The sequence below is a fragment of the Paucibacter sp. DJ2R-2 genome (assembly GCF_025717675.1).
GTDB lineage: Bacteria > Pseudomonadota > Gammaproteobacteria > Burkholderiales > Burkholderiaceae_C > Paucibacter_A.
This window is the reverse complement of sequence record NZ_JAJIRT010000006.1, coordinates 172,626-199,295: the sequence shown is the minus strand read 5'-3', so window position 1 is coordinate 199,295 and position 26,670 is coordinate 172,626. Positions and strand designations below refer to the sequence as shown.

Annotated in this window: 26 protein-coding genes and 1 tRNA gene; 24 read left to right on the top strand and 3 right to left on the bottom strand. The window is 62.4% G+C overall.

The genetic code is table 11. The features are described from left to right. Positions 1-16: 16 nt before the first annotated feature. A complete protein-coding gene (locus LNV28_RS15785; protein ID WP_263517329.1) occupies positions 17-1,327 on the bottom strand; it encodes a polyhydroxyalkanoate depolymerase in 1,311 nt (436 codons plus the stop codon). A gap of 240 nt (positions 1,328-1,567) precedes the next feature. Beyond that, a complete protein-coding gene (locus LNV28_RS15780; RefSeq protein ID WP_263517328.1) occupies positions 1,568-2,770 on the bottom strand; it encodes an amino acid aminotransferase in 1,203 nt (400 codons plus the stop codon). Between the two features lie 159 nt (positions 2,771-2,929). Between LNV28_RS15780 and uvrB the strand changes: the two genes are divergently transcribed. The 9 genes from uvrB to tsaD all read left to right on the top strand — a co-directional run bounded on the left by uvrB (position 2,930) and on the right by tsaD (position 11,771). After that, a complete protein-coding gene (uvrB, locus tag LNV28_RS15775; RefSeq protein ID WP_263517327.1) occupies positions 2,930-5,023 on the top strand; it encodes an excinuclease ABC subunit UvrB in 2,094 nt (697 codons plus the stop codon). 207 nt (positions 5,024-5,230) lie between these two features. After that, positions 5,231-5,764, top strand: a complete 534-nt coding sequence (locus LNV28_RS15770) for a Fe-S cluster assembly transcription factor (RefSeq protein WP_263517326.1) — start codon at positions 5,231-5,233, stop codon at positions 5,762-5,764. A 47-nt stretch (positions 5,765-5,811) separates the two neighbouring features. Next, positions 5,812-7,032, top strand: coding sequence for an IscS subfamily cysteine desulfurase (locus LNV28_RS15765; RefSeq protein ID WP_263517325.1), 1,221 nt, complete (start codon positions 5,812-5,814; stop codon positions 7,030-7,032). Positions 7,033-7,122: 90 nt separating this feature from the next. Continuing rightward, complete coding sequence (gene iscU / locus LNV28_RS15760; protein ID WP_102770308.1) at positions 7,123-7,509, top strand: Fe-S cluster assembly scaffold IscU; 387 nt, start codon at positions 7,123-7,125, stop codon at positions 7,507-7,509. A 10-nt stretch (positions 7,510-7,519) separates the two neighbouring features. Beyond that, the gene (gene iscA / locus LNV28_RS15755; RefSeq protein WP_102770309.1) at positions 7,520-7,843 is read left to right on the top strand and encodes an iron-sulfur cluster assembly protein IscA; all 324 of its coding nucleotides are present in this window, start codon (positions 7,520-7,522) and stop codon (positions 7,841-7,843) included. Positions 7,844-7,974: 131 nt separating this feature from the next. Beyond that, positions 7,975-8,505: a Fe-S protein assembly co-chaperone HscB gene (gene hscB, locus LNV28_RS15750; protein ID WP_263517324.1), complete on the top strand. Its 531-nt coding sequence runs from the start codon at positions 7,975-7,977 to the stop codon at positions 8,503-8,505. A 3-nt stretch (positions 8,506-8,508) separates the two neighbouring features. Then, on the top strand, positions 8,509-10,365 hold the full coding sequence (gene hscA, locus LNV28_RS15745; RefSeq protein ID WP_263517323.1) for a Fe-S protein assembly chaperone HscA: 1,857 nt from the start codon (positions 8,509-8,511) through the stop codon (positions 10,363-10,365). A 27-nt stretch (positions 10,366-10,392) separates the two neighbouring features. After that, positions 10,393-10,731 carry an ISC system 2Fe-2S type ferredoxin gene (fdx, locus tag LNV28_RS15740; RefSeq protein WP_102770312.1) on the top strand — a complete coding sequence of 113 codons (339 nt, stop codon included), beginning with the start codon at positions 10,393-10,395 and terminating at the stop codon, positions 10,729-10,731. Positions 10,732-10,739: 8 nt separating this feature from the next. After that, positions 10,740-11,771 carry a tRNA (adenosine(37)-N6)-threonylcarbamoyltransferase complex transferase subunit TsaD gene (tsaD, locus tag LNV28_RS15735; protein ID WP_263517322.1) on the top strand — a complete coding sequence of 344 codons (1,032 nt, stop codon included), beginning with the start codon at positions 10,740-10,742 and terminating at the stop codon, positions 11,769-11,771. Positions 11,772-11,783: 12 nt separating this feature from the next. On the opposite strand, the gene LNV28_RS15730 is transcribed toward tsaD, so the two are convergent. Further along, entirely contained in the window at positions 11,784-12,221 is a 438-nt protein-coding gene (locus LNV28_RS15730; RefSeq protein WP_263517321.1) for an Hsp20/alpha crystallin family protein, read from the bottom strand. Positions 12,222-12,597: 376 nt separating this feature from the next. Here LNV28_RS15730 and rpsO point away from each other — a divergent pair, with 376 nt between their 5' ends. The 15 genes from rpsO to nuoI all read left to right on the top strand — a co-directional run bounded on the left by rpsO (position 12,598) and on the right by nuoI (position 26,664). Continuing rightward, complete coding sequence (rpsO, locus tag LNV28_RS15725; protein ID WP_102770315.1) at positions 12,598-12,867, top strand: 30S ribosomal protein S15; 270 nt, start codon at positions 12,598-12,600, stop codon at positions 12,865-12,867. Positions 12,868-13,123: 256 nt separating this feature from the next. Beyond that, complete coding sequence (gene pnp / locus LNV28_RS15720) at positions 13,124-15,253, top strand: polyribonucleotide nucleotidyltransferase (protein WP_263517320.1); 2,130 nt, start codon at positions 13,124-13,126, stop codon at positions 15,251-15,253. A gap of 9 nt (positions 15,254-15,262) precedes the next feature. Beyond that, positions 15,263-16,249 (top strand): NAD(P)H-quinone oxidoreductase, encoded by a 987-nt coding sequence (locus tag LNV28_RS15715; protein WP_263517319.1) that lies wholly within the window; start codon positions 15,263-15,265, stop codon positions 16,247-16,249. A gap of 41 nt (positions 16,250-16,290) precedes the next feature. Next, the gene (tpiA, locus tag LNV28_RS15710; protein WP_263517318.1) at positions 16,291-17,031 is read left to right on the top strand and encodes a triose-phosphate isomerase; all 741 of its coding nucleotides are present in this window, start codon (positions 16,291-16,293) and stop codon (positions 17,029-17,031) included. A 71-nt stretch (positions 17,032-17,102) separates the two neighbouring features. After that, complete coding sequence (secG, locus tag LNV28_RS15705) at positions 17,103-17,471, top strand: preprotein translocase subunit SecG (protein WP_263517317.1); 369 nt, start codon at positions 17,103-17,105, stop codon at positions 17,469-17,471. 184 nt (positions 17,472-17,655) lie between these two features. After that, positions 17,656-17,740: transfer RNA gene (locus tag LNV28_RS15700), tRNA-Leu, on the top strand. Between the two features lie 228 nt (positions 17,741-17,968). Next, positions 17,969-18,328 (top strand): NADH-quinone oxidoreductase subunit A, encoded by a 360-nt coding sequence (locus tag LNV28_RS15695; RefSeq protein WP_263517316.1) that lies wholly within the window; start codon positions 17,969-17,971, stop codon positions 18,326-18,328. 147 nt (positions 18,329-18,475) lie between these two features. After that, on the top strand, positions 18,476-18,952 hold the full coding sequence (locus LNV28_RS15690; RefSeq protein ID WP_047484384.1) for a NuoB/complex I 20 kDa subunit family protein: 477 nt from the start codon (positions 18,476-18,478) through the stop codon (positions 18,950-18,952). Positions 18,953-18,966: 14 nt separating this feature from the next. Then, positions 18,967-19,560: an NADH-quinone oxidoreductase subunit C gene (locus LNV28_RS15685; protein WP_263517315.1), complete on the top strand. Its 594-nt coding sequence runs from the start codon at positions 18,967-18,969 to the stop codon at positions 19,558-19,560. Positions 19,561-19,563: 3 nt separating this feature from the next. Further along, positions 19,564-20,817 (top strand): NADH-quinone oxidoreductase subunit D, encoded by a 1,254-nt coding sequence (locus LNV28_RS15680; RefSeq protein ID WP_263517314.1) that lies wholly within the window; start codon positions 19,564-19,566, stop codon positions 20,815-20,817. A 15-nt stretch (positions 20,818-20,832) separates the two neighbouring features. Continuing rightward, positions 20,833-21,366, top strand: coding sequence for an NADH-quinone oxidoreductase subunit NuoE family protein (locus tag LNV28_RS15675; RefSeq protein ID WP_263568994.1), 534 nt, complete (start codon positions 20,833-20,835; stop codon positions 21,364-21,366). Between the two features lie 15 nt (positions 21,367-21,381). After that, positions 21,382-22,734, top strand: coding sequence for an NADH-quinone oxidoreductase subunit NuoF (gene nuoF / locus LNV28_RS15670; RefSeq protein ID WP_263517312.1), 1,353 nt, complete (start codon positions 21,382-21,384; stop codon positions 22,732-22,734). 18 nt (positions 22,735-22,752) lie between these two features. Next, on the top strand, positions 22,753-25,092 hold the full coding sequence (gene nuoG, locus LNV28_RS15665; RefSeq protein ID WP_263517311.1) for an NADH-quinone oxidoreductase subunit NuoG: 2,340 nt from the start codon (positions 22,753-22,755) through the stop codon (positions 25,090-25,092). A gap of 13 nt (positions 25,093-25,105) precedes the next feature. Next, complete coding sequence (gene nuoH / locus LNV28_RS15660) at positions 25,106-26,164, top strand: NADH-quinone oxidoreductase subunit NuoH (RefSeq protein ID WP_263517310.1); 1,059 nt, start codon at positions 25,106-25,108, stop codon at positions 26,162-26,164. 14 nt (positions 26,165-26,178) lie between these two features. After that, complete coding sequence (gene nuoI / locus LNV28_RS15655; RefSeq protein WP_263517309.1) at positions 26,179-26,664, top strand: NADH-quinone oxidoreductase subunit NuoI; 486 nt, start codon at positions 26,179-26,181, stop codon at positions 26,662-26,664. Positions 26,665-26,670: the final 6 nt, after the last annotated feature.

The following is a 26,670-nucleotide window of genomic DNA, read 5'->3' as shown; positions in this document are numbered from 1 at the left end:
GCTTCAGTCGAGCGCTTCAAGTCTTGGCGCGGCCTTTGCGTGCCTTGCTGACGGTTGCCTGAGCTTCGGCCTCGGCAGCGGTTTCGCCGTGGTCGTATTTGGCAATGAAGTCGCGCACTTCCGGGTAGACCTTCTCACGCCAGCGGCGGCCGGAGAAGATGCCGTAGTGCCCGGCGCCGACGGCGTCGTAGTGGTACTGATGCTCGGGCGCGATGCCGGAGCACAGGGCATGGGCGGCACGGGTCTGGCCGGCTCCAGAGATGTCGTCCAACTCGCCTTCCACGGTCAACAAGGCTGTGCCTTGGATGTCCTGTGGGCGAACCAGTTGACCCTTGACGTTCCAGCTTCCGTTGACCAGCGCAAAGTCCTGGAACACGGTCTTGATGGTGTCCAAGTAATACTCGGCTGGCATGTCCAGGACGGCGTTGTACTCGTCGTAGAACTGACGGTGCGAATCAGCGCCGTCGTCGTCGCCACGCACCAGGTCGAGGAAGTAGTCGTAGTGCGAGCTCAGGTGGCGGTCCGGGTTCATGGCCACAAAACCGGTGTGCTGCAAGAAACCGGGGTAGACCGCGCGGCCAGCACCGGGGAAATTGGTGGGCACGCGGTAGATCACATTCGACTCGAACCAATTGAAGCTGCGGTTCATGGCCAGGTTGTTGACCGCAGTCGGGCTCTTGCGAGCGTCGATGGGGCCGCCCATCATGGTCATGCTGCGCGGCGTGGTCTCGCCAAGGCTTGCCATCAAGGAGATCGCAGCCAGCACCGGCACGGTGGGCTGGCAGACCGAGATCACATGGCAGTCCGGGCCCAAGTGACGGATGAACTCCTGCACATAGGCGATGTAGTCGTCGAGGTGGAAGGGGCCGACTTCCAGCGGCACCATGCGGGCGTCCGTCCAGTCCGTGATGTAGACCTTGTGGTCCTTGAGCAGTTGCTTGACGGTGTCGCGCAGCAGGGTGCTGTGGTGACCCGACAAAGGCGCGACGACCAACACCGTCGGCTGGTCTTTCATCTTGCTCAGCACCGCCAGGTCGTCGGTGTAGCGCTTGAAGCGCAAGAGGCGGCAAAAGGGCTTGTTGATGGGCACCAGTTCCTGCACGGCCACTTCCACGCCGTCCACTTCGACTCCGCGGATGCCGAATTCCGGCTTTTCGTAGTCCTTGGCCAAACGATGCATCAGGTCCAGCCCGGCCGAGACGCGTTGGGCCATAGGGGCATGGGAAAACGGCGACAGCGGATGGCTGTAGAGCTTGGCAGAGGCTGCCGCGAACTCCGAAAACGGGCTCATCAGGGCGCGTTGGGTTTCAAAAAGCTGGTACAGCATGGGTAGGCCTCGGGGTCATGGCGCGCCGAACCGCGGAGAGGGCGGTGCTGCGCTGGGTTGCTGAAGCTCGATCTTGCCTGAAATCAATGGTGCGGTGCAGCATTTTACTCCGCGCGGCACAGTGGCATGGTCGGCTATTAGCGGTGAAAAGCGTGACAGCTCGCAGCGAACAAACCCGAAATTGTGCGCAGAACGCCCCAAATCGGGGCGTTCTATGAGTGGCTCACGCGACTCCGGGCCTCAGCCTCGCAGCACCGCCGACATGGCTGCAGCCACTGCCGGCAAGTTCTTCTCGTTCAACGCGGCCACGCAGATGCGGCCTGAATCCACGCCGTAGATGCCGAACTCCGTGCGCAGGCGCTGCATTTGCGCGGCACTCAGACCCGAGTAGCTGAACATGCCTTTTTGGCGGGTGACGAAGCTCAGGTCCTGCTTGACGCCGGCGGCCTGCAGGGCGCTAACCAGGGCTGTGCGCATGGCGCGAATGCGCAGGCGCATGCCGGCCAGTTCTTCTTCCCACAGGGCGCGCAGGGCCGGGCTGGACAGCACGGTGGCCACCACCTGGGCGCCGTGCGTCGGCGGGTTGGAGTAGTTGGTGCGGATGACGATCTTGAGCTGGCTCAGTACGCGGCCGGCTTCTTCGCTCGACGCGCACACCACGCTCAGCGCACCGACACGCTCGCCGTAGAGCGAGAAGCTCTTGGAGAAGCTGGTCGAAACAAAGAAGTCCAGGCCGGCGGCCAGGAACTGCTGGATGACGGCGCCATCTTCGGCAATGCCTTCGCCAAAGCCCTGGTAGGCCATGTCGAGGAAGGCGACCAGGCCGCGGGCTTTCACGGCCTCGACCACCTGGCTCCACTGGGCCGATGTCAGGTCGTAGCCAGTTGGGTTGTGGCAGCAGGCGTGCAGCACGACGACTGTGCCGGCTGCGGCGGCATTCAAAGCAGCCAGCATGCCTTCAAAGTTGACGCCCAGATTGGCGGCGTCGAAGTAGGGGTAGGTGTCGACCTGGAAGCCGGCATTGGTGAACAGGGCGCGGTGGTTTTCCCAGGAGGGGTCGGAGATCAGCACGCGGGCGCCGGGGTTCAGGCGCTTGAGGAAATCGGCGCCGATCTTCAGGCCGCCGGTGCCGCCGATGGCTTGCACGGTGGCCACGCGCTTGTCGGCCAGCACGACGCTGTCCGCGCCGAAGACCAGGCCTTGCACGGCCTTGTCGTAGGCCGCGATACCGTCGATGGGCAGGTAGCCGCGGGCCTTGGGGTCGGCCAGCATGGCGCGCTCGGCCTCGGCCACGCATTTCAGCAGGGGGAGCTTGCCGTTTTCGTCAAAGTAGACGCCCACGCCCAGATTCACCTTGGCCGGGTTCGGATCGGCATTGAATTGTTCGTTGAGGCCCAGGATGGGGTCGCGGGGGGCCATTTCGACGGCGGCAAACAAGGACATGGAAAGCTTCCTGACAGGACGGTGGCATGAACAACAAAGTGCAATCGCTGGGGCTTGCGGCGCTGCGGCTCGGCCTGCGCTACCCTTGCGGGTTGCCCAGCCTTGCGATTTTAGGTGGGCCCTTCGCTTCTCTCCTTGTTACTGACCCGGCTCCAGCACATGCAAGATTCAGATCGCCTCATTGACAAAACTGCCGAAGGTGCTGAGGTGCCCAAGGGTGAGTTCGTGTCTTTCGAAGGCTCGCCGTTCCAGCTGTTCCAGCCATTTCCACCAGCTGGAGACCAGCCGACGGCGATTGCGCAGCTGATTGAAGGCATCAATGACGGCTTGAGTTACCAGACCCTGCTGGGCGTGACCGGCTCGGGCAAGACCTTCACCATGGCCAATGTGATCGCCCGCCTGGGTCGCCCGGCCATCATCTTTGCGCCCAACAAGACGCTGGCGGCCCAGCTATACAGCGAGTTCCGCGATTTCTTTCCCAACAATGCGGTCGAGTATTTCGTCAGCTACTACGACTACTACCAGCCCGAGGCCTATGTGCCGCAGCGCGACCTGTTCATCGAGAAGGACAGCGCCATCAACGAGCACATCGAGCAGTTGCGCCTCTCCGCCACCAAGAGCCTGATGGAGCGGCGTGATGTGATCATCGTGGCCTCTGTTTCGGCCATCTACGGCATCGGCAACCCGAGCGACTACCACCAGATGGTGATGACGCTGCGCAATGGCGACAAGATGGGGCAGCGTGATGTCATTGCCCAGCTGATTCGCATGCAGTACACCCGCAATGAGGTGGAGTTCAGCCGTGGCGCTTTCCGAGTGCGTGGCGACACCATCGATGTCTTTCCTGCCGAGCATTCGGAATTGGCCCTGCGCATCGAGCTCTTCGATGACGAGGTCGAGACTTTGCAGCTCTTCGACCCGCTGACCGGCAAGATCCGTCAGAAGATCGCTCGCTTCACCGTCTATCCGAGCAGCCATTACGTCACGCCGCGCGAAAAGGTGCTGGGCGCGATGGAGACCATCAAGGAGGAGCTGCGCGAGCGCCTGGGTTTCTTTGTCAAGGAAGGCAAGCTGGTCGAGGCCCAGCGCCTGGAGCAGCGCACCCGCTTCGACCTGGAAATGTTGCAGGAGGTGGGGCACTGCAAGGGCATCGAGAATTACACCCGGCACCTGTCCGGCGCCGCGCCAGGCGAGCCGCCGCCGACCTTGGTGGACTATCTGCCCAGCGATGCGCTGATGTTCCTGGACGAAAGCCATGTGCTGATCGGCCAGTTCGGCGGCATGTACAACGGCGACCGAGCGCGCAAGACCACGCTGGTGGAGTATGGCTTCCGCCTGCCCTCGGCCCTGGACAACCGCCCACTCAAGTTTGACGAGTTCGAGCGCAAGATGCGCCAGGCCGTATTTGTGTCCGCCACACCGGCGGCCTACGAACAGCAGAATGCCGGGCAGGTGGTGGAGCAGGTGGTGCGACCCACGGGCTTGGTCGACCCGCTGGTCGAGGTGCGCCCGGCCACCCACCAGGTGGACGATGTGCTGCAGGAAATTCGCCTGCGAGTGGAGGTCAATGACCGCGTCTTGATCACCACCCTGACCAAGCGCATGGCCGAACAGCTGACCGATTATTTGAGTGACAACGGCGTCAAGGTGCGCTACCTGCACTCCGACGTGGACACGGTCGAGCGGGTCGAGATCTTGCGCGACCTGCGATTGGGTGCATTCGATGTGCTGGTCGGCATCAACTTGCTTCGTGAAGGTCTGGACATTCCCGAGGTCTCGCTGGTGGCGATTCTGGATGCCGACAAGGAGGGCTTTTTGCGTTCCGAGCGCAGCCTCATCCAGACCATCGGCCGTGCTGCCCGCAACCTCAACGGCAAGGCCATTCTGTATGCCGACCGGGTGACGGAATCGATGCGTAAGGCCATGGGGGAGACCGAGCGCCGTCGCAGCAAGCAGCTGGCTTTCAATGAGGCGAATGGCATCACGCCGCGCAGCATCAACAAGCGCATCAAGGACTTGATCGACGGCGTCTACTCCGACAAGAGTGGCAGGGATGATCAGAAGCTGCTGCAGGTGGCCGAGGTCGAGCAGATGTCCGAGAAGGACCTCAGCAAGCGCATGGCCTTGCTGGAGAAGCAGATGCTGGAGCATGCCCGCAACCTGGAGTTCGAGAAGGCGGCGCGCGTGCGGGACCAGCTGGCCCAGCTGCGCGAGCAAGCCTTTGGCGCGGTGGTGCACGACAATATCGGCTAGTCGCGGCGCCCGGCCCGGCTCCGCCCTCTGGGCTCAAGGCCCTGCCGAATCCCTGGTTTTCGGGTTGCCGGGCAAGACTCTCAGTAATTGAGTAAAATAGTCGGAATTGGTCAAGGGTAAACCCGTCAAACGGGCCAGCCCTGACCCCCGGTGCTTCACAGGGCTTCGCTCTTGGCGCCTGGTTCTGCGGACTCAAAGGAGAGTGATATGCGTCTCACCACCAAAGGTCGGTTTGCCGTCACAGCGATGATTGACTTGGCCCTGCGTGAAAACGGTGGCCCGGTCGCGCTGGCTGCCATCAGCCAGCGGCAGCAGATTTCGCTGTCCTATCTGGAGCAGTTGTTCGGCAAGCTGCGTCGCCATGAGCTGGTGGAAAGCACACGCGGCCCGGGCGGCGGGTATTCCTTGGGTCGCAAATCCAGCGAAATAACCGTGGCCGACATCATCGTGGCCGTCGACGAGCCCATCGATGCCACCGGCTGCGGCGGTAAGGAAAACTGCATGGGCGAGGACACCGGGCGCTGCATCACCCACGAGCTCTGGACCAGTCTCAACGCCAAGATGATCGAGTACCTCGATTCGGTGTCCCTGCGCAAGCTAGTGGAAGACCAGCTGTCCAAGGGCGTCACCATTGAAGAGTCGCCGATGAAGCGCGCCATTTCATCGACGCCGGTGGTCAAACCCATTCGCATCACCGCCCCGAATTCGGTCTTCGCCCTCGGCAACGCCTTTACCAAATAAGACTGCCAGCCCAGTCGCCAGCACAGAACAAAAAGCCAATCTCGAACATGGACATGACCCCGCATTTCCCCATCTATCTCGACTACGGTGCTACCACGCCGGTGGACCCGCGTGTGGTCAGCGCCATGGTGCCGTGGCTCAGTGAGCATTTCGGCAACCCGGCGTCGCGCAGCCATGCCTGGGGCTGGGAGGCGGAAGCGATCGTCGAGAAGTCGCGTGAACAGGTCTCGGCTCTGATCGGCGCCGACCCGCGCGAGATCGTCTGGACCTCGGGTGCCACCGAGTCCATCAACCTCGCCATCAAGGGCGCAGCCCAGTTCTACAAGACCCGCGGCAAGCACATCATCACGCTCAAGACCGAGCACAAGGCGGTGCTGGACACCTGTCGTGAGTTGGAGCGCCAGGGCTTTGAGGTCACTTACCTCGAGGTGCAGGCCGATGGCCTGCTGGATCTGGAGGCGTTCAAGGCGGCTATCCGCCCGGACACCATCCTGGCCTCGGTGCTGTATGTCAGCAATGAGATCGGAGTGATTCAGGACATCCCTGCCATTGGCGCGATCTGCCGCGAACGCGGCATCATCTTTCACGTTGATGCGGCCCAGGCTACCGGCAAGATCGCCATCAATTTGGCCGAGCTGCCGGTGGATCTGATGAGCCTGGCTTCGCACAAGACCTATGGCCCCAAGGGCATCGGCGCCTTGTATGTGCGCCGCAAGCCGCGTGTGCGCCTTGAAGCGCAGATGCACGGTGGCGGCCAGGAGCGCGGTATGCGCTCGGGTACCTTGGCCACGCACCAGATCGTCGGTATGGGTGAGGCGTTTCGCATCGCCAAGGAAGAAATGGCGTCCGAGGGCGAGCGCATCCGCATGTTGCATCAGCGTCTGCTGAATGGCCTCAAGGACATCGAACAGGTCTTCGTCAATGGCGACCTGGAGCGCCGCGTGCCGCACAACTTGAACATGTCCTTCAACTATGTGGAGGGCGAGTCCCTGATCATGGGTGTCAAGGGCTTGGCGCTGTCGTCCGGATCGGCCTGCACTTCGGCAAGCCTGGAGCCGAGCTATGTCTTGCGCGCCCTGGGTCGCAGCGACGAGCTGGCGCATTCTTCTCTGCGCATGACCATCGGCCGCTTCACCACCGTGGAAGAAATCGATTACGCGATCGCAACCCTCAAGGACCGTGTTGCCAAGCTGCGCGAGCTCTCGCCGCTGTGGGATATGTACAAGGACGGCATCGACCTCAGCACCATCCAGTGGGCTGCCCACTGAAAGACCACAGCCCGCCGCGGACCTGAATCTGTGGTGAGCCGGCTCTGCGTCCACTTTGTCGCAGGGCAGCCAATAGCTAGGAGAAAAATCATGGCATACAGCGAAAAAGTCGTTGATCACTACGAAAACCCCCGCAATGTCGGCGCCTTCGAAAAGGGCGACGAGTCGGTCGGCACCGGCATGGTCGGTGCACCGGCCTGCGGCGATGTGATGAAGCTGCAGATCAAGGTCAACCCGGCCACCGGTTTGATCGAAGACGCGAAATTCAAGACCTACGGCTGCGGCTCGGCCATTGCATCGAGCTCGCTCGTGACCGAATGGGTCAAGGGCAAGAGCCTGGATCAGGCCCTGGCCATCAAGAACACCCAGATCGCCGAGGAACTGGCCCTGCCGCCGGTCAAGATCCACTGCTCCATCCTGGCCGAGGACGCCATCAAGGCGGCCGTGGACGATTACCGCGCCAAGCACACGCAGTAAGGACGGCGCCATGTCAGTGACCGTGACCGAAGCCGCCGCACGCCATGTGACGCGCTACATCAGCAAGCGCGGCCGTGGTGTCGGCGTGCGCCTGGGTGTCAAGACCACCGGCTGCTCCGGCCTGGCCTACAAGCTGGAGTACGCCGATGAGGTGGCCCCCGAGGATGTGATCTTCGAAGGCCATGGCATCAAGATCCTGATCGATCCCAAGAGCCTGCCCTATCTGGATGGCACCGAGCTGGACTTTGTCCGCGAAGGCCTGAACGAAGGCTTTAAGTTCCGCAACCCGCGCGAGAAAGACCGCTGCGGCTGCGGCGAGTCCTTCCGCGTGTAATACAGTGCTGCGCCGCGCGAGCGGTGCAGGCCAGGAGGGCGCGGCGTCGGTCCGCGCTTTTTTCATGGCTGAAGCCGAGTGGCGGCAGCTCTGCACGCGCCCAAAGATTTGAAAAGCCCGAGACCTGTTCCATGAAACTCGATGACGACGACTTCAGCCTGTTCGGCCTGCCGCAGCGGCAGACCCAGGATCGCGCCGCCATCGATGCCAGTTGGAAGGCCTTACAGGCCCAGGTCCACCCCGACCGTTTTGCGGCCCAGGGCGCCGCGGCGCAGCGCCTGAGCGCGCAGTGGGCGATGCGGGTCAACGAGGCGCACCAGCGCTTGCGCGATCCGCTCAAGCGCGCGGCCTATCTGTGCGAGCTGCGCGGTGTGCCGCTGCAGATCCACGAGAACACCCGCATGCCCACGGCGTTCCTGATGGAGCAGATGGCCTGGCGCGAGGCCCTGGACGACGCGCAAGGCCTGGCCGAAGTGGAGGCGCTGGATGCCGAGGTGGCCACGCGCGAGCGTGAGCTGCTGGCCGAGGTGCAGGGCCTGCTCGATGCCGACACCGATATGGCTGCCGCCACCGCCGCGGCCGCCCAGCAGGTGAGGGCGCTGATGTTCATTCACCGATTCCGTTCCGATCTCGATCGACGCCTGGAAGCCCTAGGACAATAAAACATGGCTTTGCTGCAAATTTCCGAACCGGGCCAGTCTCCCAATCCGCATGAGCGTCGCATCGCGGTGGGCATTGACCTGGGCACCACCCATTCCCTGGTGGCCGCTGTGCGCCACGGTGTGGCCGAATGTCTGCCCGATGAGCAGGGTCAGGTGATCCTGCCCTCGGCTGTGCGCTACCTGGAAGAAGGTCGCCGTCAGATCGGCGCCGCTGCACTGGCCGCGCAAGCCGAGGACCCGGTCAACACCATTGTTTCGGTCAAGCGTTTCATGGGCCGCGGCCTGGCCGATGTCGCCGAGCGCAGCAAGATGCCCTATGACTTCGAGGACACGCCGGGCATGCTGTCCCTGCGCACCCGCGATGGCCTGAAGTCGCCGGTGGAGATCTCGGCCGAGATCCTGGCCACCTTGCGCTTCCGCGCCGAAGACAGCTTTGCCGACGATGTGTTCGGTGCGGTGATCACCGTGCCGGCCTATTTCGACGACGCGCAGCGCCAGGCGACCAAGGACGCGGCACAGCTGGCCGGCCTGAATGTGCTGCGCCTGATCAACGAGCCCACGGCCGCGGCCATTGCCTACGGCCTCGATAACGCCAGCGAAGGGCTCTACGCCGTCTACGACCTCGGCGGCGGCACCTTTGACATCTCACTGCTGCGCCTGAGTCGCGGCGTCTTCGAGGTGGTGGCGACAGGTGGCGATGCTGCGCTGGGCGGTGATGATTTCGACCGAGTCCTGGCGGATTGGGCGCTGGCGCAAAGCGGCCTGCAACTGAGTTCGGCCCATGACAAGCGTGCGGTTCTGGTGGCAGCGCGTGCGGCCAAGGAGCAACTCTCAAGTGCTGATAGCGCAGTGCTGCAGGTTCGGCTGGATGCAGGCGCGCTCGAGCTGCGCGTGTCTCGCAGCCAGTTCGAAACCCTGGCCCAGCCGCTGCTGGCTCGCACGCTGAGCGCCGTCAAGCGCGTGCTGCGCGACGCCAAAGTGCGGGCCGACGAGGTGCAGGGCACGGTCATGGTGGGCGGCTCCACCCGCATGCCTTGCGTGCGCGAGGCGGTGAGTGCCTTGTTCGGCCGCGAAGTGCTGACCAATCTGAACCCCGATGAGGTAGTGGCTCAAGGTGCCGCCATCCAGGCCAACCAGCTGGCCGGCAATGCGGCCGATGGCGACATCCTCTTGCTGGACGTGATCCCGCTCTCGCTGGGGCTGGAAACCATGGGCGGCTTGGTCGAGCGCATCATCGAGCGCAACGCCACCATCCCCGTGGCCCAGGCGCAGGACTTCACCACTTTCAAAGATGGCCAGACCGCCATGGCCCTGCATGTGCTGCAGGGCGAGCGCGAGCTGGTCAGCGAATGCCGTTCGCTGGCGCGCTTCGAGCTTCGCGGCATCCCGCCCATGGTGGCCGGTGCTGCGCGCATCCGCGTGACCTTCCAGGTCGATGCCGATGGCCTGCTCAGCGTCTCAGCCAAGGAATTGGGCTCGGGTGTGGAGGCCACCATCCAGGTCAAGCCCAGCTATGGCCTCAGCGATGACCAGATCGCCGGCATGCTCAAGGACGGCTTTGCCAGTGCGGAGTCCGACATGGCGGCGCGCAAGCTGCGCGAGGCGCGTGTCGAGGCCGAGCGCATGCGCCTGGCGACGCTGTCCGCCCAGGCGGCCGACGGCGATCTACTTTCCGAGGCCGAGCAGGTTGACATCGCCAGCTTGCTGCAAGCGATGGCGCAGGCGGCAGATGGCGAAGACGCCGATGCCATCACCGCCGCCGTTGAAGCCCTGGCCAAGGGCACCGAAGCCTTTGCCGCCGCGCGCATGAACCGCGGCATTCACAAGGCCTTGACCGGCCGCAGCGTCGACCAGATCTGAGCCGGCGCGCCGCGCCAGGAGAGCCCCATGCCCGTCATCAAGATTCTTCCCCACGCCGAATACTGCCCCGAGGGCAAAACGGTCAACGCGCCGGCCGGCACCTCGATCTGCGAGGCGCTGCTGGACAACCAGATCGCCATCGAGCACGCCTGTGACATGGTCTGCGCCTGCACCACCTGCCATGTGATCGTGCGCGAAGGTATGGCCTCGCTGTCCGAGATGGAGGAGGGCGAGGAGGACATGCTGGACCGCGCCTGGGGTCTGGAGCCTGATTCGCGCCTGAGCTGCCAAGCCATCCTGGGCCAGAAGGACGTCACCATCGAGATCCCCAAGTACTCGATCAACCACGCCAAAGAAGGCCACTGAGCTCCGTCATGCTGGTTCTGGGATTCGAATCGTCCTGCGACGAAACCGGCGTGGCGCTGGTCGAGGTGCCTGCTACCGGCGCACCCCAGCTGCGTGCCCAGGCCTTGCACAGCCAGATCAGCATGCACCAGGCCTACGGCGGCGTGGTGCCAGAGCTGGCTTCGCGCGATCACATCCGCCGTGTGCTGCCGCTGACGCGCGAGGTTTTGTCGCAAGCCCATGTGGCTTTGAACGACATCGATGTCATCGCCTACACCCAGGGCCCAGGCCTCGCTGGCGCTTTGCTAGTGGGCGCCGGTGTGGCGGTGGCCATGGCGGCGGCGCTGGACAAGCCCACGGTGGGTGTTCATCACCTCGAGGGGCATTTGCTCTCGCCGTTTCTGTCGGTCGATCCGCCGGAGTTTCCCTTCGTCGCTTTGCTCGTGTCCGGCGGGCACACCCAGCTGATGCGGGTGGACGATGTCGGCGAGTACCAGATGCTGGGCGAGACCATCGACGACGCCGCAGGTGAAGCCTTTGACAAGAGCGCCAAGCTGCTGGGTCTGCCCTATCCGGGCGGCCCGCATCTGGCCAAGCTGGCCGAGCATGGCGACCCGACGGCATTTGATCTGCCCCGGCCCATGCTCAAGAGCGGCAGGCCCGATTTCAGTTTTGCCGGCCTGAAAACAGCCGTGCTGACTCAGGTGAAGCGCCTGGGCGATGCGCCGACCGAGCAGCAAAAAGCCGATCTGGCCGCCAGCACCCAGGCGGCCATCGTCGAGCTGCTGCTGCGCAAGTCCTTGCTGGCCTTGAAAGAGACCGGGCTCAAGCGCCTGGTGGTGGCCGGCGGCGTCGGCGCCAACCAGCATCTGCGTGAGCAGCTCAATGCGGCCTGCGCCAAGCGTCAGATCCGGGTGCATTACCCAGAACTGAGCTTGTGCACCGACAACGGCGCCATGATCGCCATGGCCGCCGCGATGCGTTTGCAGCGCGGCATGGCCACGCTGCGGCCGGGTGCCGGTTTTGAGGTCAGACCGCGCTGGACCCTGGGCGCGGCCTGAGGCGAGCGGTGCTCAGCTGACCTTGAGTTGGCTCGCGCCACTCGCTTGGCGCTTGACCAGGGTCAGGGTCAGCACGCCGTGCTCCAGTTTGGCGCTGGAGTCGCCCTGGTTCACTTCTTGGGGCAGGGTCAAACTGCGCGAGAACCGTGTGGCGGCTCGCTCGCGGTGCAGCATGCGGCTGCCTTCGGTGGGTTCCGCAACTGCGGCCTGCTCTGCATCGATCGTGATGCGTCGACCGTCGATGGTGATCTTGACCGCTTCCTTGCTGACGCCGGGCAGGTCCAGTTGCAGGCGGTACTCCAGGTCGGTTTCGCTGACATCAAGCGCCGGGCTGCGCAGTGAAATGGCTTTGCTGTCGGCTTGAAGCAGGCTTTCCAGGCGACGTTCAATCTGGCGCTCCAGCTGGCGCGAGAACTCGTGGCTGTGGCGGGTCATGGGAAGCACGAACATGGCAATCTCCTGTTGATGTAAGCCGATGGTGGCCTTGGGAAGCTAGCGACTGCCGGCCCCGTGCTGTGTGAAATTGGCCTGCTTGCCGCGCCTTCAAGAGCTGTCAAAAATATGCTTGTCCGCCACTTGGTAGAAGCGCAAACGCCTCCATTTGCGGCCGCCGCCCATGTGGACCCGTGGCGGGCGCATCGTCATTCGCCTTGTTTGCGCTATACTTAGCAGGTTTTTCGCCTTCGACTGTGGTCGGGTGGTGGAGAGCAAAGGCACGGCTCGGGTCGGTTTCACCCGTGACCGCAAGTTAAAACCATGGAAACCGTCTGAGTATCTGCAAAGCAATCTTTGCGGGCCGGCGGCTTCCGACAATCAGGAACGCAACATGTCCGTCGCAGATATCAACAAAGCAGAAATCGTTCAATCGAACGCCCGCAGCGCCAACGACACCGGCTCGCCGGAAGTCCAGGTCGCTTTGCTGACAGCCCGTATCAACGCGCTGACCCCTCACTTCAAGGCCAATATGAAGGACCACCACGGTCGTCGCGGCCTGCTGAAGATGGTCAACACTCGCAAGAGCCTGCTGGCCTATCTGAAGGCCAAGGACGCAACGCGTTACACCGCGCTGATCCAGAAGCTGGGCCTGCGCAAGTAATTTGCCGCTGAGATCAAGGAGCCTGTCTGGGTTGTTCGTCCAGTACAGGCTCTTTGTCTTTTGGCTTCGCATGGAGTTGAGCTGAAGTGGCGCTGCTGTGTCATTCCAAGGCCTCTGTGGGCGGTGTCGCTCGATCAGATTCCCTGGAATGGCATCCCGCCAAACCCAGTCTCACTCTCGGTTTTGAGGCGGCACCGCAAGCCGCTTCGACACAGCCTGCAGGCCTGGGTGCCGGCGGGCAAAGAGGAGAGACACAATGAGCTTGTTCAATAAAGTCACCAAGACCTTCCAGTGGGGCAACCACTCCGTCGTGATGGAAACCGGCGAAATCGCTCGCCAGTCCAGCGGCGCTGTCGTCGTGAACATCGAAGGCACCGTGGTGCTGGCCACTGTGGTGGCCAAGACCGAAGCCAAGGCCGGCCAGGATTTCTTCCCGCTGACCGTCGACTACCTGGAAAAGACCTATGCCGCCGGCAAGATTCCGGGCAGCTTTTTCAAGCGTGAAGGTCGCCCGAGCGAGTTGGAGACACTGACCAGCCGCCTGATCGACCGCCCGATCCGCCCGCTGTTCCCTGAAGGCTTCTACAACGAAGTCCAGGTCGTCGTGCATGTGTTGTCGTTGAATCCTGAAGTCCAGGCCGACATCGCTGCCCTGATCGCTTCCAGCGCTGCGCTGGCTGTGTCCGGCATCCCGTTCAATGGCCCCATCGGCGCTGCGCGCGTGGGTTATGTCAACGGTGAGTACATCCTCAACCCCGGCAAGACCGAGCTGATCAACAGCAAGATGGACCTGGTCGTTGCCGGTACGCAAGCTGCTGTGCTGATGGTTGAGTCCGAGGCCGATGGCCTGAGCGAAGAGATCATGCTGGGCGCCGTGGTGTTCGGTCATGAGCAGGGCAATATCGCCATCGCCGCCATCGACGAGCTGGTGCGCGACGCCGGCAAGCCGAGCTGGAACTGGGTGGCCCCGGCCAAGAATGAGCCCCTGATCGCCAAGGTCGGCGCTCTGGCCGACGAGGCCCTGGCTGCTGCTTACCAGATCCGCAACAAGCAAGCCCGTACGCAAGCCTGCCGCGCCGTAACCGCCAACGTGATGGCTGGCCTGAAGGCCGATGGCGTCGAATTCGACAAGGTCGAAGTCGAAAGCTTGCTGTTCGAGATCGAAGCCCGCATCGTGCGCGGCCAGATCCTGGCCGGTGAGCCGCGTATCGATGGTCGCGACACCCGCACCGTGCGCCCGATCGAGATCAGCAACAGCATCCTGCCGCGCACCCACGGTTCGGCCCTGTTCACCCGCGGTGAAACGCAGGCTCTGGTCGTCGCTACGCTTGGTACTGACCGTGACGCTCAGCGCATCGACGCGCTGGCCGGCGAGTTCGAAGACCGCTTCATGCTGCACTACAACATGCCTCCGTTCGCCACCGGCGAAACTGGCCGCGTGGGCAGTCCGAAGCGCCGCGAAATCGGCCACGGTCGTCTGGCCAAGCGCGCTCTGATTGCTGCGCTGCCGAGCAAGGAAGACTTCCCCTACACCATGCGTGTGGTGTCGGAAATCACCGAAAGCAATGGCTCCTCGTCGATGGCTTCGGTCTGCGGCGGCTGCCTGGCGCTGATGGACGCTGGCGTGCCTATGAAGGCCCACGTGGCCGGCATCGCCATGGGCCTGATCAAGGACGGCAACCGTTTCGCCGTGCTGACCGACATCCTGGGTGACGAAGATCATCTGGGTGACATGGACTTCAAGGTGGCGGGTACCACCGGTGGCATCACTGCCCTGCAGATGGACATCAAGATCCAGGGCATCACCAAGGAAATCATGCAGGTCGCTCTGGCTCAAGCCAAAGAAGCTCGCCTGCACATCCTGGGCAAGATGGTTGAAGCCATGGGCACGGCCAACACCGAGGTGTCGCAGTTCGCGCCGCGTCTGTACACCATGAAGATCAACCCGGAAAAGATCCGTGACGTGATCGGCAAGGGCGGCGCCACGATCCGCGCGCTGACCGAAGAAACCGGTACCACCATCGACATCGGCGAAGACGGCACCATCACCATCGCCTCGACCGACGCTGAAAAGGCCGAATACGCCAAGAAGCGCATCGCCGAGATCACCGCCGAAGTCGAAATCGGCAAGGTCTACGAAGGCCCGATCACCAAGATCCTGGACTTCGGTGCACTGGTGAATCTGTTGCCTGGCAAGGACGGCCTGCTGCATATCAGCCAGATCGCCCACCAGCGCGTCGAGAAAGTGACCGACTTCCTCAAGGAAGGTCAGATCGTCAAGGTCAAGGTCATGGAAACCGACGAGAAGGGTCGTATCAAGCTATCCATGAAGGCGCTGATCGACCGCGACGCAGCTCCGGTGCAAGCACCGGCTGACGCTGAGTAAGTCCAGCCCATGAAGGCGATCGCCATCAACCGCCCTGGCGGACCTGAGGTGTTGCAGATGGTCGAGCGACCCGATCCCCTTGCCGGGATTGGGGAGTGCTTGATTGCGGTGGAGGCCTATGGCATCAACCGCCCAGATGTCTTGCAGCGCAAGGGCGCTTATCCGGCTCCGGTGGGTGCTAGCGATTTGCCGGGGTTGGAAGTGGCGGGGCGCATCGTCGGCGGTGATGCTGACGCTTTGGCGGCGGCGGGGCTGGGCGTGGGCGATGCAGTTTGCGCCCTGGTGGCTGGTGGTGGCTATGCCGAGCTTTGTGTGGCGCCCATTGGTCAATGCCTGCCGGTGCCGACTGGCTGGACCATGGCCGAGGCGGCCAGCTTGCCGGAGACTTGCTTCACGGTCTGGTCGAATGTGTTCGGCCGTGCCGCGCTTCAGCCCGGTGAAAGCCTGCTGATCCATGGCGGCAGCAGTGGCATCGGCGTGACGGCGATCCAGATGGCCAAGGCCTTGGGTTCGCGCGTGCTGGTGACGGTGGGTTCGGCCGCCAAGGCGGAAGCTTGCTTGAAGTTGGGGGCTGATGTGGCCATCAACTACCGGGAGCAGGACTTCGTCGCGGAAGTGAAGCGAAGCACTGACGGGCGTGGCGTCGATGTGATCTTGGACATGGTCGCTGGCTCCTATGTGGAGCGCGGTGTTCAGTGTTTGGCTGACGATGGGCGCATGGTCATCATCGCGGTGCAGGGCGGTGTCGACGCGCGTTTTGATGCGGGTGCTGTCTTGCGGCGGCGGCTGACGGTCAGTGGCTCGACCTTGCGGCCGCGTTCGCTGCCCTTCAAGGCGGGCGTGGCGCGGGCGCTGCGCGAGCGAGTCTGGCCTTTGCTGGCCTCGCGTGTGATCGCGCCGGTGATTTATCGTGAGCTGCCGGCCAGTGAGGCCGCGCAGGCTCATGTGCTGATGGAGTCGGGCGAGCACATCGGCAAGATTGTCTTGAGCTGGTGATTGGCCCTGCAGCCCTTCGGGTGGAGAGTTTGGAGAACAAGATGCGCAAGAAACTGGTCGTTGGCAATTGGAAGATGCATGGCAGCCGCGCTGCCAATGCGGCCCTGTTGTCGGGGCTGAAAGAGCAGGGTCCATGGTCCGCCGAGGTGGCTGTCTGTGTGCCGTTTCCTTATCTGGCGGAAACGGCGCTGGCCTTGACCGGTCAGGCTGTGCTCTTGGGTGCGCAGGATTGCTCGGCTTTTGAGCAGGGTGCGTATACCGGTGAGGTTTCCTCGGCCATGTTGGCCGATCTGGGTTGCCGTTATGTCATCGTCGGTCACTCGGAGCGGCGTGCCTATCACCATGAGAGCGATCAGCTGGTGGCGGACAAAGCCAAGGCAGCGCTTGCGCATGGTGTGACACCGATTGTCTGTGTCGGTGAGACTCTGGCGGAGCGCGAGGCGGGGCAAACCGAAACCGTGGTCAAGCGTCAGCTGGCCGCGGTGATCCACACCCTGACGCATTGCATTGGCGAGATCGTGCTGGCTTATGAGCCGGTCTGGGCCATCGGTACCGGCCTCACGGCCAGCCCCGAGCAGGCGCAGTCTGTACACGCGGTGCTGCGCACGCAGCTCCACGCGGCCACGCAGAAGTCCGATGCCATGCGCATTCTTTATGGCGGCAGTGTCAAGCCGGACAATGCGGCCCAGTTGTTTGCGCAGGCGGACATTGACGGCGGCTTGATCGGCGGAGCTGCCCTGAAGGCGGCGGATTTCGCGGTCATCTGCCGCGCTGCGAATTGAATCGAATGTGAGTGGTCTCCGCTGTGGATGGCGGAAGCCTTGAAAAAGAACGATTGATTGGAGAGTTAGAAATGCAGGTCATGATGAATTTGGTTTTGGTGGTCCAGCTGCTGAGCGCGCTGGCCATGATTGGTTTGGTCTTGGTGCAGCAGGGCAAGGGCGCCGATATGGGTGCTTCCTTTGGCAGCGGCGCCTCGGGCAGTCTGTTCGGCGCCACAGGTAGTGCCAATTTCCTGTCGCGTAGCACGGCCGTTTGCGCCACCTTGTTCTTTGCCTGCACCTTGGCCCTGGCCTATTTGTCCAACCACCGCGCCGGCGCGGCTGGTGCGGAAACCGTTCTGGATCGTGCCGCTCCCGCTGCTGTTGCGGCTTCGGGCGCTGCGGCCATTCCTGGTGCTGCACCTGTGATCGCGCCGGCGACACCTGCGGCCTCGAACTGAAGCCCTTGGCCCATCCTGGGTCGACTCAGCGTTGACCTTGGGCGGGCAAGCGTCAGAAATTCAGAAAATCCTTGCGAGCTTGTTAAAAAGCTCAAAATTTTCGGTATAGAATTCAAGGCTGTCTGGGAAGCAATCCCTCTCACTGACAAGATCAGTGCCAGGCAGAATGAGTAAGTGAGTATCAGCCGTCGTGGTGAAATTGGTAGACACGCTATCTTGAGGGGGTAGTGGCGAAAGCTGTGCGAGTTCGAGTCTCGCCGACGGCACCAAATGTTCGGTTAATATCCAAAGGTTGGAGCCTGCGGAATATTGGTCGTAGCGCCTCTGTTGCAAGGGTGTGGGCAAACAAAGTTTGTCGCATTTTTGCGGGGGACATGGCGGGCGCAGTCCGTGAGCGATACATTCGCTGGCGGCGCGCCCGTTGCTTTTGTCAAATCACTGCATAAAACTCGGCCGGGGCCTGGAGGCGTACGGCGGTTTTTCAAAGAGCGTCACCTATGAACTTGGATCAGTACCTCCCCGTCATCCTCTTCATCCTGGTCGGCGCAGGCGTCGGTGTGGCGCCCCAAGTGCTCGGCTTCCTGCTCGGGCCGAATCGGCCGGATCAGGCCAAAAACTCCCCCTACGAATGTGGCTTCGAGGCCTTTGAAGACGCGCGCATGAAATTCGATGTGCGCTATTACCTCGTGGCCATTCTGTTTATCTTGTTCGATCTGGAAATTGCCTTCCTGTTTCCCTGGGCTGTATCGCTCCGCGAGATTGGTGCAGCCGGTTTCTGGTCCATGATGATTTTCCTGGGCATTCTGGTCGTGGGTTTTGTCTACGAATGGAAAAAGGGCGCCCTGGACTGGGAGTGATTGTTAGCCCCTCGCCCGGCGCTGTGCGCTGGTCGGTCCCCCGAGGGGACGCCAATCCTTGGTTGGCATGGCGGGCCCGCTTGGCAGAAATGCTGGGTCAGGGCTTGGCGCTCGGCCCGCAAGGGCCTGAACGAATGAAAGCTTGCAATGGGTATTGAAGGCGTATTGAAAGAAGGCTTTGTCACCACTTCGGTCGACACGCTGATCAACTGGTCCAAAACCGGTTCCCTCTGGCCGATGACCTTCGGTCTGGCCTGTTGCGCGGTTGAAATGATGCACGCGGGCGCGGCCCGTTATGACATCGACCGCTTCGGCATGTTGTTCCGCCCGAGCCCTCGTCAGAGCGATCTGATGATCGTGGCCGGCACGCTGTGCAACAAGATGGCTCCGGCCCTGCGCAAGGTGTACGACCAGATGGCCGAGCCGCGCTGGGTGCTCTCCATGGGTTCCTGCGCCAATGGCGGCGGCTACTACCACTACAGTTATTCCGTCGTGCGCGGCTGCGATCGCATCGTGCCGGTCGATGTCTATGTGCCGGGCTGTCCGCCGACGGCCGAGGCCCTGCTGTACGGCATCCTGCAGTTGCAGGCCAAGATTCGCCGTGAAAACACGATCGCGCGCTGAAGGATCAAGCACCGATGAGCAAACTTGACACCCTGAAGGCCGCGCTGCAAGCAGCGCTGGGCGAGCGAATTCAGAGCCTGAAGACGGAGTTTGGTGAGGTCACCTTGCAGGTGCGTGCCGCCGACTACCTCGCTGTGGCCAAAACCCTTCGCGACCATTCCGAGCTGCGTTTCGAGCAACTGATCGATCTTTGTGGTCTGGATTACAGCAGCTACAAGGACGGTGCTTATGAGGGGCCGCGTTATGCCGTGGCTTCGCACCTGCTGTCGGTCAACAAGAACTGGCGTTTGCGTCTCAAGGTGTTCTGCCCTGATGACGATCTCCCTTGTGTTGCCGCTGTCACGTCGATCTGGAATTCGGCCAACTGGTTTGAGCGCGAAGCCTTCGATCTTTACGGCATCATTTTCGATGGCCACGAAGACCTGCGTCGCATCCTGACTGACTACGGCTTCATCGGCCATCCGATGCGCAAGGACTTCCCGACCTCGGGTCATGTGGAAATGCGCTACGACGCAGAGCAAAAGCGCGTGGTCTACCAGCCGGTGACCATCGAGCCGCGTGAAATCACGCCGCGCATCATTCGCGAAGACAATTACGGTGGACTTTGATTCATGGCTGAAATCAAGAACTACACCCTGAATTTCGGTCCCCAGCATCCCGCCGCCCACGGCGTGTTGCGCCTGGTGCTGGAGTTGGATGGCGAAGTCATCCAGCGCGCCGATCCGCACATCGGCCTGCTGCACCGAGCGACCGAAAAGCTGGCCGAGAGCAAGACCTACATCCAGTCGCTGCCCTATATGGACCGTCTGGACTATGTGTCCATGATGGCCAATGAGCAGGCCTACTGCCTGGCGATCGAGAAGATGCTCGGCATTGAAGTGCCTGAGCGCGCGCAGTACATCCGCGTGATGTTCGCCGAAATCACCCGCCTGCTGAATCACCTGATGTGGTTGGGCGCGCACGGTCTCGATTGCGGCGCGATGAACGTGCTGATCTACGCTTTCCGCGAGCGTGAAGACCTGTTCGACATGTACGAAGCTGTGTCGGGCGCGCGCATGCACGCGGCCTATTTCCGCCCGGGCGGTGTCTACCGCGATCTGCCGGACACCATGCCGCAGTACCGCGTGTCCAAGATCAAGAACGCCAAGACCCTGGCCAAGATGAACGAGAACCGCAGCGGCTCGCTGCTGGACTTCATTGAGGACTTCTGCAATCGCTTCCCCAAGAACGTCGACGACTACGAAACCCTGTTGACCGACAACCGGATCTGGAAGCAGCGCACCGTGGGCATTGGCGTGGTGTCGCCTGAACGCGCACTGAATATGGGCTTCACCGGCCCGATGCTGCGTGGTTGTGGCATTCCTTGGGATTTGCGCAAGACCCAGCCTTATGACGCCTACGCCAAGGTGGACTTCGACATCCCGGTCGGCACCAACGGCGATACCTACGACCGTTACGTCGTTCGCGTCGAGGAAATGCGCCAGTCCAATCGCATCATTCAGCAATGCGTGAAATGGCTGCGCGCCAACCCGGGCCCGGTCATCACCGACAACCACAAGGTGGCGCCGCCTTCGCGCGTGGACATGAAGTCGAATATGGAGGAGTTGATCCACCATTTCAAACTGTTCACCGAAGGCTTCCATGTGCCCGAAGGCGAAGCCTACGCGGCCGTCGAGCACCCCAAGGGCGAGTTCGGCATCTACATCGTCAGCGATGGTGCCAACAAGCCTTACCGTTTGAAGATCCGCGCCCCGGGCTTCGCCCACTTGGCTGCGCTGGACGAGATGGCCCGCGGCCACATGCTGGCCGATGCGGTGGCCATCATCGGCACGATGGACATCGTGTTCGGTGAAATCGATCGTTAAGTGATGAGCAGAACGATGACAACGAACAACGAATCCTATGTGTTGAGCGAGGCCACTGCGGCCCGCTTTGCGCCTGAAGTGGCCAAGTACCCGGCGGACCAGAAGCAGTCGGCTGTGATGGCCTGCCTGTCCATCGTGCAAGACGAGATCGGTTACGTCTCCCGCGCCAGCGAGGATGCGATCGCCGCCTACCTGGGCATGCCGGCGATCGCCGTCTACGAAGTGACGACCTTCTACAACATGTACAACCAGCGCAAGCTGGGTCAGTTCAAGTTGAACGTCTGTACCAATCTGCCTTGCCAGCTGCGCGACGGCCAGAAGGCGCTCAACCACCTCTGCGAAAAGCTCGGCGTGGAAGAGGGCGGCACCACGGCCGATGGCTTGTTCACCGTGCAGAAGAGCGAGTGCCTGGGCGCCTGTGCCGATTCGCCGGTCATGCTGGTCAACGACCGTCAGATGTGCAGCTTCATGAGCCACCAGCGCCTGGATGAGCTGGTCGACGTGCTCAAGGCCCATGCCGCGGCCCAAGCCGCTGCGGCCAAGAACTGAGGAACGGGAAGAAGCATGCTGGATCTATCCAAGTTTCAGAGTCAGGGCGTCGAGACCTGTTTCCATGACCGCCACATTGGCGCTCAGATCTATGACGGTCTGGACGGCAAGAACTGGAGCCTGAAGGACTACGTCGCACGTGGTGGTTATGCCGCATTGCGCAAAATCCTGAAAGGCGAGGGCGCTCCTGAAGGCGCGCCGCTGACCCAGGATCAAGTCATTGCCGAAGTGAAAGCTTCGGGCCTGCGCGGCCGTGGCGGCGCCGGTTTCCCCACCGGTCTGAAGTGGAGCTTCATGCCGCGCCAGTTCCCGGGCGCCAAGTACCTGGTCTGCAATTCGGACGAGGGTGAGCCGGGTACCTGCAAGGATCGTGACATCCTGATGTTCAACCCGCACATCGTGATCGAAGGCATGGCCATTGCCGCCTTCGCCATGGGCATCAAGACGGGCTACAACTACATCCACGGCGAGATCTTCGAGGTCTACGAGCGCTTCGAGGCGGCCCTGGAAGAAGCCCGCGCGGCCGGTTTCCTGGGTGACAACATTCTGGGGTCCGACTTCAGCTTCCAGCTGCATGCGTTCCACGGTTTCGGCGCCTACATCTGCGGCGAAGAAACTGCGCTGCTCGAGTCGCTGGAAGGCAAGAAGGGCCAGCCGCGCTTCAAGCCGCCGTTCCCGGCCAGCTTCGGCCTGTATGGTCGTCCGACCACCATCAACAACACCGAGACCTTTGCGGCCGTCCCCTGGATCATCCGCAACGGCGGCCAGCCCTATCTGGAAATCGGCAAACCCAACAACGGCGGCACCAAGATCTTCTCGGTTTCGGGTGATGTGGAGCGCCCGGGCAATTACGAGATCCCGTTGGGCACGCCGTTCTCCAAATTGCTCGAACTGGCCGGTGGTGTGCGCAAGGGTCGCACGCTCAAGGCCGTGATTCCTGGCGGTTCGTCCTCGCCGGTGCTGACCGCCGAGGTCATGATGAACTGCACCATGGACTATGACTCCATCGCCAAGGCAGGCTCCATGCTGGGCTCGGGCGCCGTCATCGTCATGGACGACAGCCGTTGCATGGTCAAGAGCCTGCTGCGCCTGTCCTACTTCTATGCCCACGAGTCTTGCGGCCAGTGCACGCCTTGCCGCGAAGGCACGGGCTGGATGCACCGTGTGGTCGAGCGCATTGCCAACGGCCAGGGCAAGCCCGAGGACATCGATCTGCTGAACTCGGTGGCCGACAACATCCAGGGCCGCACCATCTGCGCGCTCGGTGATGCAGCAGCCATGCCAGTGCGCGCCATGATCAAGAATTTCAAAAACGAGTTCGTTCATCTGATCGAACACAAAACGGCTCTGGTGCCGGCCTCGGTCTGAGGCAGGACAGGACACGACATGATTGAAATCGAACTCGACGGCCAGAAGGTAGAGGTCTTGGAAGGCAGCATGGTCATGCATGCTGCCGAAAAGGCCGGCACCTACATCCCGCATTTTTGCTATCACAAGAAGCTCTCCATCGCCGCCAATTGCCGCATGTGCCTGGTGGATGTGGAGAAGGCGCCGAAGCCCATGCCCGCCTGCGCTACGCCGGTGACCCAGGGCATGATCGTCCGCACCAAGAGCGACAAGGCCCTGAAGGCCCAACAGGGCGTGATGGAGTTCCTGCTGATCAACCACCCGCTCGATTGCCCGATCTGCGATCAAGGCGGCGAGTGCCAATTGCAAGACCTGGCCGTCGGCTACGGTTCCGGCAAATCGCGCTACACGGAAGAAAAGCGCGTCGTCTTCCAGAAAAACGTGGGCCCGCTGATTTCCATGCAGGAAATGAGCCGCTGCATCCATTGCACCCGCTGCGTGCGCTTCGGCCAGGAAATCGCCGGCGTGATGGAACTGGGCATGGCACACCGCGGCGAGCATGCCGAGATCCAGACCTTTGTCGGCCGCTCGGTAGATTCTGAGTTGTCGGGCAATATGATCGACATCTGCCCGGTCGGCGCCCTGACCAGCAAGCCCTTCCGCTACAGCGCCCGCACCTGGGAGCTGTCGCGTCGCAAGAGTGTCAGCCCGCATGATTCGACCGGTGCCAACCTGATCATCCAGGTCAAGAACAACCAGGTGATGCGCGTCGTTCCCTTGGAGAACGAAGCCGTCAACGAATGCTGGATTGCCGACCGTGACCGCTTCTCCTACGAGGCCCTGAATAGCGATCAGCGCATCAGCCAGCCCATGATCAAGCAAGGCGGTGCCTGGAAGACCGTCGACTGGACCACGGCACTCGAGTTCGTGGCCAACGGCCTCAAGCTGGTCAAGGCCGAGCATGGCCCGGCGGCCATCGGTGCCCTGGGCTCGGCCCACAGCACGGTGGAAGAACTGCACTTGCTGGCCAAGTTGGTTCGCGGTCTGGGCAGCGAGAACATCGACCACCGCCTGCGCCACGCTGATTTCAGCAACACCGCCGAAGCCGGCAAGGCCCATTGGCTGGGTGGCTCGATCGCCGCGCTGAGCGAGCTGGATCGTGCCCTGGTCGTGGGCAGCTTCCTGCGCAAGGACCACCCTTTGTTCGCGCAGCGCCTGCGTCAGGCCGCTCGTCATGGCGCCCAGATCCATGTGATCCACGGCAGCGAAGATGACTGGCTTTTGCCGGTCGCTGGCCGCATCACGGTGGCGCCGAGCGCTTGGCTGCAGTCGCTGGCCGCGGTTGCTCAAGCCGTCGCGCAAGCCAAGGGCGTCAGCGCCCCGGTCAGCGCGCAGGCTGACGCCGCAGCGACAGCCATCGCCGAGTCCTTGCTGAGCGGCGAGCGCAAGGCTGTTCTGCTGGGCAACGCCGCCGCGCAGCATCCGCAAGCCGCGGCTCTGCTGAGCCTGGCCAACTGGATCGGTGCTCAAGTGGGTGCTCAAGTCGGCTACCTGACCGAAGCTGCCAACACCGTGGGTGCGCAGCTGGTTGGCGCAGTACCGCAAGGCAATGGCCTGAACGCCGCCCAGATGCTGGGTGCACAGGCCGCTGCTGCTCCTTTGAAGGCGGTCCTGCTGTTGAACAACGATCCGGTGCTGGACAGCGCCAATGCCGCCGCTGCGGCGAAGAGCCTGGCAGCCGCCGACATGGTGGTGGTGCTGAGCCCCTTCAAGACCGGCATCGAATACGCGGACGTGATCTTGCCGACCTCGCCCTTCACCGAGACCTCGGGCTCTTTCGTCAATGCGGAAGGCCGCCTGCAGAGCTTCGTCGGTGTGGCCAAGGCTTTGGGTGAAACCCGCCCAGGCTGGAAGATCCTGCGCGTATTGGGCAATCTGCTGGCTCTGGATGGCTTCGGTCAGGAGAGTTCCGAGCAGGTGCGCAACGAGGCCTTGGGTGTCGACTCTGACCTGAGCAGCCGTCTGAGCAATGCCGGCAATTCGACGGTGCAGCTGCAAGCCACTGCCGGTGGTCTGGAGCGCTTGGCCGAAGTGCCGATTTATGCTACCGACGCCCTGGTTCGCAATTCGACTTCGCTGCAGCTGACCACCGACGCACGTCAGGCGGGCGTGGCTCGCTTGCCGCAGGCCCTGTGGGATCAGCTTGGTTTGGGCGAGGGCGCTTCGGTGCGCATCAGCCAGGACGGCGCCGGGACCGTGCAACTGCCGGCCCAGCTCGACGCCAAGCTGCCTGCGAATCTGGTGCGTGTGCCCGTCGGGCTCCCGGAAACTGCGGCCCTGGGCGCGGCCTTCGGTTCGCTGAACGTGTCCAAGGTGTGAGGCGAGAACAGCAATGATTGACACCCTCTACCAAACTGGCGCCAGCCTGCTGGGCGGTGCCTGGCCCGTGGTCTGGAATCTGATCAAGATCATCGTGCTGGTCGCCCCGCTGATGATTTGTGTGGCCTACCTGACCTTGTGGGAACGCAAGGCCATCGGCTGGACGCAGATCCGTCCGGGTCCGAACCGTGTCGGCCCTTACGGTCTGCTGACCCCGATCGCCGATGCGGTCAAGCTGATCTTCAAGGAAATCATCGTCCCGACGGCGGCCAACAAGGGTCTGTTCTTCCTGGGCCCGATCATGACCATCATGCCGGCCTTGGCGGCCTGGGTGGTGATCCCCTTCGGCCCCGATGTGGCGCTGGCCAATATCAATGCCGGCCTGCTGTTCCTGATGGCGATCACTTCTCTCGAGGTCTACGGCGTGATCATTGCCGGCTGGGCTTCGAACTCCAAGTACGCCTTCCTGGGGGCACTGCGTGCTTCGGCTCAGATGGTCAGTTATGAGATCCCCATGGGCTTTGCCCTGGTGATCGTGCTGATGGTGACCGGCAGCCTGAACATGAGCGAGATCGTGCTCAGCCAGGGCCGTGGTCAGTTCGCCGACATGGGCCTGAGCCTGCTGTCCTGGAACTGGTTGCCCCTGCTGCCGATCTTCGGCGTGTACTTCATCTCCGGTCTGGCCGAAACCAACCGCCACCCCTTTGACGTGGTGGAAGGCGAGTCGGAGATCGTGGCCGGCCATATGGTCGAGTACTCGGGCATGTCCTTCGCCATGTTCTTCCTGGCTGAGTACGCCAATATGTGGCTGGTCTCGATCCTGACGGTGATCTTGTTCCTCGGTGGCTGGCTTGCGCCGGTGGCTGCGCTGGACTTCATCCCGGGCTGGATCTGGCTGGGTCTGAAGACCTTCTGCGTCGTCACCATGTTCCTTTGGGTTCGTGCCAGCTTCCCGCGCTTCCGTTATGACCAGATCATGCGTCTGGGCTGGAAGATCTTCATTCCTGTGACCCTGGTCTGGTTGGTCGTCGTCGGCCTCTGGATCCAGTCGCCGTACAACATCTGGAAGTGAGCTGAGGTCCTCCCATGTCTGCAGTGAACTTCGTCAAGAGCTTCATGCTCATCGAGCTGTTCAAGGGCTTGGCCCTGACCGGCCGCCATTTCCTTTCACGCACGATCACCGTGCAGTTTCCGGAAGAAAAAACTCCGCTGTCGCCGCGTTTCCGCGGCCTGCATGCCCTGCGCCGTTATGAAAACGGCGAGGAGCGCTGCATTGCTTGCAAACTGTGCGAAGCCGTTTGCCCGGCGATGGCCATCACCATCGAGTCTGATGTGCGCGATGACGGCTCCCGCCGAACCACGCGTTATGACATCGACCTGACCAAGTGCATCTTCTGCGGCTTCTGCGAAGAGAGCTGCCCGGTCGACTCAATCGTGGAGACCAGTATTTTCGAGTACCACGGCGAAAAGCGCGGCGACCTCTACTTCACCAAGGACATGCTCCTGGCTGTGGGTGATCGCTATGAACCCGAGATCGCAGCCCAGAAGGAGGCCGACGCAAAGTACCGTTGACCCCTC

What these genes read in the sequence shown, in the direction of transcription:
- LNV28_RS15785 (WP_263517329.1), bottom strand. Translation starts at nt 1,327, where the DNA reads ATGCTGTACCAGCTTTTTGAAACCCAACGCGCCCTGATGAGCCCGTTT.
- LNV28_RS15780 (WP_263517328.1), bottom strand. Translation starts at nt 2,770, where the DNA reads ATGTCCTTGTTTGCCGCCGTCGAAATGGCCCCCCGCGACCCCATCCTG.
- uvrB (WP_263517327.1), top strand. Translation starts at nt 2,930, where the DNA reads ATGCAAGATTCAGATCGCCTCATTGACAAAACTGCCGAAGGTGCTGAG.
- LNV28_RS15770 (WP_263517326.1), top strand. Translation starts at nt 5,231, where the DNA reads ATGCGTCTCACCACCAAAGGTCGGTTTGCCGTCACAGCGATGATTGAC.
- LNV28_RS15765 (WP_263517325.1), top strand. Translation starts at nt 5,812, where the DNA reads ATGGACATGACCCCGCATTTCCCCATCTATCTCGACTACGGTGCTACC.
- iscU (WP_102770308.1), top strand. Translation starts at nt 7,123, where the DNA reads ATGGCATACAGCGAAAAAGTCGTTGATCACTACGAAAACCCCCGCAAT.
- iscA (WP_102770309.1), top strand. Translation starts at nt 7,520, where the DNA reads ATGTCAGTGACCGTGACCGAAGCCGCCGCACGCCATGTGACGCGCTAC.
- hscB (WP_263517324.1), top strand. Translation starts at nt 7,975, where the DNA reads ATGAAACTCGATGACGACGACTTCAGCCTGTTCGGCCTGCCGCAGCGG.
- hscA (WP_263517323.1), top strand. Translation starts at nt 8,509, where the DNA reads ATGGCTTTGCTGCAAATTTCCGAACCGGGCCAGTCTCCCAATCCGCAT.
- fdx (WP_102770312.1), top strand. Translation starts at nt 10,393, where the DNA reads ATGCCCGTCATCAAGATTCTTCCCCACGCCGAATACTGCCCCGAGGGC.
- tsaD (WP_263517322.1), top strand. Translation starts at nt 10,740, where the DNA reads ATGCTGGTTCTGGGATTCGAATCGTCCTGCGACGAAACCGGCGTGGCG.
- LNV28_RS15730 (WP_263517321.1), bottom strand. Translation starts at nt 12,221, where the DNA reads ATGTTCGTGCTTCCCATGACCCGCCACAGCCACGAGTTCTCGCGCCAG.
- rpsO (WP_102770315.1), top strand. Translation starts at nt 12,598, where the DNA reads ATGTCCGTCGCAGATATCAACAAAGCAGAAATCGTTCAATCGAACGCC.
- pnp (WP_263517320.1), top strand. Translation starts at nt 13,124, where the DNA reads ATGAGCTTGTTCAATAAAGTCACCAAGACCTTCCAGTGGGGCAACCAC.
- LNV28_RS15715 (WP_263517319.1), top strand. Translation starts at nt 15,263, where the DNA reads ATGAAGGCGATCGCCATCAACCGCCCTGGCGGACCTGAGGTGTTGCAG.
- tpiA (WP_263517318.1), top strand. Translation starts at nt 16,291, where the DNA reads ATGCGCAAGAAACTGGTCGTTGGCAATTGGAAGATGCATGGCAGCCGC.
- secG (WP_263517317.1), top strand. Translation starts at nt 17,103, where the DNA reads ATGCAGGTCATGATGAATTTGGTTTTGGTGGTCCAGCTGCTGAGCGCG.
- LNV28_RS15695 (WP_263517316.1), top strand. Translation starts at nt 17,969, where the DNA reads ATGAACTTGGATCAGTACCTCCCCGTCATCCTCTTCATCCTGGTCGGC.
- LNV28_RS15690 (WP_047484384.1), top strand. Translation starts at nt 18,476, where the DNA reads ATGGGTATTGAAGGCGTATTGAAAGAAGGCTTTGTCACCACTTCGGTC.
- LNV28_RS15685 (WP_263517315.1), top strand. Translation starts at nt 18,967, where the DNA reads ATGAGCAAACTTGACACCCTGAAGGCCGCGCTGCAAGCAGCGCTGGGC.
- LNV28_RS15680 (WP_263517314.1), top strand. Translation starts at nt 19,564, where the DNA reads ATGGCTGAAATCAAGAACTACACCCTGAATTTCGGTCCCCAGCATCCC.
- LNV28_RS15675 (WP_263568994.1), top strand. Translation starts at nt 20,833, where the DNA reads ATGACAACGAACAACGAATCCTATGTGTTGAGCGAGGCCACTGCGGCC.
- nuoF (WP_263517312.1), top strand. Translation starts at nt 21,382, where the DNA reads ATGCTGGATCTATCCAAGTTTCAGAGTCAGGGCGTCGAGACCTGTTTC.
- nuoG (WP_263517311.1), top strand. Translation starts at nt 22,753, where the DNA reads ATGATTGAAATCGAACTCGACGGCCAGAAGGTAGAGGTCTTGGAAGGC.
- nuoH (WP_263517310.1), top strand. Translation starts at nt 25,106, where the DNA reads ATGATTGACACCCTCTACCAAACTGGCGCCAGCCTGCTGGGCGGTGCC.
- nuoI (WP_263517309.1), top strand. Translation starts at nt 26,179, where the DNA reads ATGTCTGCAGTGAACTTCGTCAAGAGCTTCATGCTCATCGAGCTGTTC.